The sequence below is a fragment of the Streptosporangium sp. NPDC006013 genome, from assembly GCF_040614275.1.
Classification (GTDB): Bacteria; Actinomycetota; Actinomycetes; order Streptosporangiales; family Streptosporangiaceae; genus Streptosporangium.
The window spans coordinates 1-4,572 of the sequence record NZ_JBEXUE010000656.1 but is presented as its reverse complement, the minus strand read 5'-3'; the positions used below and the strand labels follow the sequence as shown (position 1 = coordinate 4,572).

The following is a 4,572-nucleotide window of genomic DNA, read 5'->3' as shown; positions in this document are numbered from 1 at the left end:
GAGATCCACGCCCTGCCCAGCCCCAACCAGCTCATCCCCCAGCTCGAAGAACTCACCGCCAAACACCGCTGACGCCCGACCAGGAGACACCACCATGCGCATCCTGTTCACCACATATCCAGAACGGACGCACTTCCTGCTGCTGGCCCCGCTGGCCTGGGCGTTGCGTACCGCCGGCCACGAGGTGCGCGTCGCGGTCCAGCCCAAGTTCGCCGACGTCGTCACCCAGGCCGGCCTGACCGCCGTGCCCATCGGCACCGACCGCGACCTGTGGCAGTACCTCGGCCGCCTCAAGGAGATGGCCCACGCCAAGAAGGAGTGGACGGAGGAGTGGACCGGCAGCAAGGAGGTGGGCTGGCCCACCCCGTACGCGGCGGCGGAGTGGGAGCCCGAGGACGTCGACTGGGACTACCTCCGCAACGGCTACGAGCTGCAGATCGGCCAGTGGCACAAGCAGAGCAACGTCCCCATGATCAGCAGCCTGGTGGAGTTCGCCCAGAGCTGGCAGCCCGACCTGGTCGTCTGGGAACCCACCACCTACGCCGGCGCGATCGCCGCCAAGGCCTGCGGTGCCGCGCACGCCCGCCTGCTCATCGGCGCGGACGTCTACGGCATCACCCGCGACCACTTCCTGCGGCTCACGGCCGAACGCCCGAAGGACGACCGCGCCGACCCGATGGCCGACTGGCTCGGCTCCTACGCCCGCAAGTACGGGTTCGAGTTCTCCGAGGAGCTCATCACCGGCCAGTTCACCATCGACATGCTGCCGCCCTCGCTGCGGATGCGGGCGAACCTGAACTACCTCCCGCTGCGGTACACCCCCTACGGCGGCCCGGCGGTCGTGCCGAAGTGGCTGTCCACCCCGCCCGAGCGGACCAGGGTCGCCATCACCATGGGTCTCACCGTCACCGACCGCGCCGTCGGCTACCCGGTCGACGTGCAGGACCTCTTCGACGCCCTGGGTGATCTCGACATCGAGATCGTCGCCACCATCGTGGAGGAGGAGCAGAAGAAGCTCGCCAGGATCCCGGACAACATCCGCCCGGTGCCCTACGTGCCGCTCCAGGCGCTGCTCGCCTCCTGCTCCGCCGTCATCCACCACGCCGGGGTGGGCACCCTCGCCACCACGGCCCTGCAGGGGCTGCCCCAGCTGTCGCTGCCGTGGGACGTCGACCAGCCCGCGCTGGCCGAACGTCTGGCCGCGCAGGGCGCCGGCCTGGCCGTGCACGCCGCCAAGGCGACGGGCGCGGCCGTCCGCGAGAACCTGCTGCGGCTGTTGAACGAGCCGTCCTTCGTGCAGGGCGCCGCCAGGTTGCGCGAGGAGTTCCTCGCCATGCCGACGCCCAACGAGCTCGTCCCCCGGCTGGAGGAGCTCGTCGCCGAACACCGCGGCGACGGGTGAGACCGATGCGCGTCCTGTTCACCACCTACCCGGAGAAGACGCACTTCTTGGCCATGGCCCCGCTGGCCTGGGCACTGCGCACCGCCGGCCACGAGGTGGTCTTCGCCGCCCAGCCCGTCTTCACGGACGTGATCACCCAGGCGGGCCTGACCGCCGTACCGGTCGGCGGGGAGCGGCACCTGTGGCAGCTCATGAGCCGGCACATGCACTGGCTCCCGGCGGGGGTCGGCGGACTGCCGGTCCCCTACGACGCGGCCGAGTGGCATCCGGGCGACGTCACCTGGAGCTACCTGAAGGACGGATACGAGCTCCAGGTCAGCCGCTGGCACAAGATGAGCAACGTCCCGATCGTCGCGGACCTGGTGGAGTTCGCCCGGTCCTGGCGGCCCGACCTGGTCATCTGGGAACCCACCACCTACGCCGGCGCGATCGCCGCCGAGGCCTGCGGCGCCGCCCATGCCCGCCTGCTGTTCAGCGTGGACAGCCTCGCCGTGACCCGTGCCCACCACCTGCGGCTCATGGAACGGCAGCCCGCCGGGGACCGGGCCGACCCGCTCGCCGACTGGCTCGGCGGCTACGCCCGCAAGTACGGCTTCGAGTTCTCCGAGGAGCTCGTCACCGGCCAGTTCACGATCAGCCTCCTGCCTCGCTCGCTGCGGCTGGAGGCCGACCTGCGATACGTCCCGATGCGATACGTGCCCTACAGCGGCGCGGCGGTCGTCCCTTCGTGGCTGCGGGAGCCTCCGGGGCGCCCCAGGGTCGCGCTGACGATGGGGCTCAGCACCGCCGACCACGGGGCGGGGTACGTGGTCGACCTGCCGGACGTGCTGGACGCGCTGGCCGACATGGACATCGAGCTTGTCGCGACCGTCTCCGAGGCCGCGCGGGACAGGCTCACCTCGATCCCGGACAACGCCCGGCTCGTGCCGTTCGTACCGCTGGACCCTCTGGCGGCCACCTGTTCGGCGGTGATCCACCACGCCGGTTTCGGCACCCTCGCCACCACCGCGCTGCACGCGGTCCCGCACCTGGTCATCCCGTGGGACGGCGACGGCCCGGCGCTGGGGCGCCGGATCGCGGCGCAGGGGGCCGGGCTTGCCCTGCACACCATGCAGGCCACCGGTGTGACCATCCGGGACCGCCTGCTGCGGCTGCTGAACGAGCCTCGGTTCCGGCACGGGGCCGCCCGGCTGCGCGAGGAGATGCTGGCCATGCCGGCGCCGAACGAGCTGGCCGGCGACCTTGAGGAGCTGGCCGCGGCACACCGGCACGCGCCACTCGCCGGGTCCGCGATCGGTAGGGGGTGAGAGCCATGCGTGTACTGTTCGTCGCCAATCCGGAGAAGGCGCATCTACTGGCCATGGTCCCGCTGGCCTGGGCACTGCGCACCGCGGGCCACGAGGTCCGGGTCGCCAGCCAGCCGAAGTTCGCCGACCTGATCACCCAGGCCGGGCTGACCGCCGTGCCCGTCGGCCGGGACGCCAACCTGTGGCAGTTACTGGCCCGCGACCACCGGATCCCCGACTGGACCTGGGACCCCGCGTACGGCCTGCCCGTGCCGTACGACGTCGTGGACGATCCGGCCAGGGGCACCTGGCGGCACCTGGCCGACGGGTACGCCGAGGCTCTGCGCACCTGGCACCGGCCCGGCAGCCTGCCGATGATCGCGGGCCTGGTCGACTTCGCCCGGCACTGGAAGCCCGACCTGGTCATCTGGGAACCCCTGGCCTACGCCGGGCCGATCGCCGCCAAGGCCTGCGGCGCCGCCCATGCCCGCCTGCTGTGGAGCCTGGACGTCTTCGGCATCGCCCGCGACCACTTCCTGCGGCTCAAGGCCGAACAGCCCGCCGAGGAACGCGCCGACCCCCTGGCCGACTGGCTCGGCGCCTACGGCCGCAAGCACGGGTTCGACTTCACCGAGGACATGACCACCGGCCACTTCACCATCGACCAGATCCCCTCCTCGCTCAGCGTGCGAGCGGACCTGTCCTATCTTCCGATGCGGTTCGTCGCCTACGGCGGTCCCGCCGCCGTACCGAAGTGGCTGTGGACCGCGCCCGAGCGTCCCCGGGTCGCCCTGACGATGGGGCTCAGCCTGACCGACCACAAGGCGGGTTACGCGGTCAGCGTGCAGGACGTCCTCGACTCCCTCGCCGACCTCGACATCGAACTCGTCGCCACGGTCCCCGAGAGCGAGCGGCACAGGCTCAGCCGCGTCCCCGACAACGCGCGGCTCGTGCCGTACGCGCCGCTGCACGCCCTCGCGCCCACCTGCTCGGCGGTCATCAACCACGCGGGGTTCGGCACCTTCCTCACCACCGCGCTCTACGGAATCCCGCAACTCGCCCTGCCGTGGGACTTCGACGGGCCCGCCTTCGCCCGGCAGGCCGCCGAACAGGGCGCCACCCTGGTGATCCGAGCCGACCAGGCGACCGGTCAGGCCGTCCGCCAGAGCGTCCTGCGGCTGCTCGACGAACCCGCCTTCCGGCACCGGGCCGCCGACCTGCGCGACGAGATCCACGCCCTGCCCAGCCCCAACCAGCTCGTCCCCCAGCTCGAAGAACTCACCGCCAAACACCGCTGACGCAGGACCGGGAGACATCACCACCATGCGCATCCTGTTCGCCGTCAACCCGGGAACGAGCACGTTCCTTCCACTGGTCCCACTGGCCTGGGCACTGCGCACCGCGGGCCACGAGGTCCGGGTCGCCAGCCAGCCGAAGTTCGCCGACATGATCACCCAGGCCGGGCTGACCGCCGTGCCCGTCGGCCGGGACCTCGACATCATCAAGCTCTTCAAGATCTACGGCGTGACCGAGGAGGAGCTGGAGAAGGCCAGGGTCGGGCTGTCCCCGCCCTACGACGTCGCGGACGACCCGGCGAAGGCCACGTGGCGTCACCTGCTGGACGGATACCTCGAAATCGTCGAGGGGTACAAGGCGGAGAACGCGCCGATGATCGCGGGCCTGGTCGACTTCGCCCGGCACTGGAAGCCCGACCTGGTCATCTGGGAGCCCTTCACCTACTCCGGGCCGATCGCGGCCAAGGCCTGCGGCGCCGCCCACGCCCGCCTGCTGTGGTGCCTGGACGTCTTCGGCATCGCCCGCGACCACTTCCTGCGGCTCAAGGCCGAACAGCCCGCCGAGGAACGCGCCGACCCCCTGGCCGAC

3 protein-coding genes and 1 pseudogene are annotated in these 4,572 nt (G+C 71.3%); all 4 read left to right on the top strand.

The window, feature by feature from the left end; genetic code table 11:
• The first annotated feature begins 94 nt into the window (after nucleotides 1–94).
• Complete coding sequence (locus tag ABZ260_RS47170; protein ID WP_355631444.1) at nucleotides 95–1,402, top strand: activator-dependent family glycosyltransferase; 1,308 nt, start codon at nucleotides 95–97, stop codon at nucleotides 1,400–1,402.
• A 5-nt stretch (nucleotides 1,403–1,407) separates the two neighbouring features.
• The gene (locus ABZ260_RS47165; RefSeq protein WP_355631441.1) at nucleotides 1,408–2,709 is read left to right on the top strand and encodes an activator-dependent family glycosyltransferase; all 1,302 of its coding nucleotides are present in this window, start codon (nucleotides 1,408–1,410) and stop codon (nucleotides 2,707–2,709) included.
• 5 nt (nucleotides 2,710–2,714) lie between these two features.
• Nucleotides 2,715–3,986 (top strand): activator-dependent family glycosyltransferase, encoded by a 1,272-nt coding sequence (locus ABZ260_RS47160; RefSeq protein WP_355631438.1) that lies wholly within the window; start codon nucleotides 2,715–2,717, stop codon nucleotides 3,984–3,986.
• 25 nt (nucleotides 3,987–4,011) lie between these two features.
• A pseudogene (locus tag ABZ260_RS47155) lies at nucleotides 4,012–4,572 on the top strand (glycosyl transferase); the annotation flags it as partial.

What these genes read in the sequence shown, in the direction of transcription:
- ABZ260_RS47170 (WP_355631444.1), top strand. Translation starts at nt 95, where the DNA reads ATGCGCATCCTGTTCACCACATATCCAGAACGGACGCACTTCCTGCTG.
- ABZ260_RS47165 (WP_355631441.1), top strand. Translation starts at nt 1,408, where the DNA reads ATGCGCGTCCTGTTCACCACCTACCCGGAGAAGACGCACTTCTTGGCC.
- ABZ260_RS47160 (WP_355631438.1), top strand. Translation starts at nt 2,715, where the DNA reads ATGCGTGTACTGTTCGTCGCCAATCCGGAGAAGGCGCATCTACTGGCC.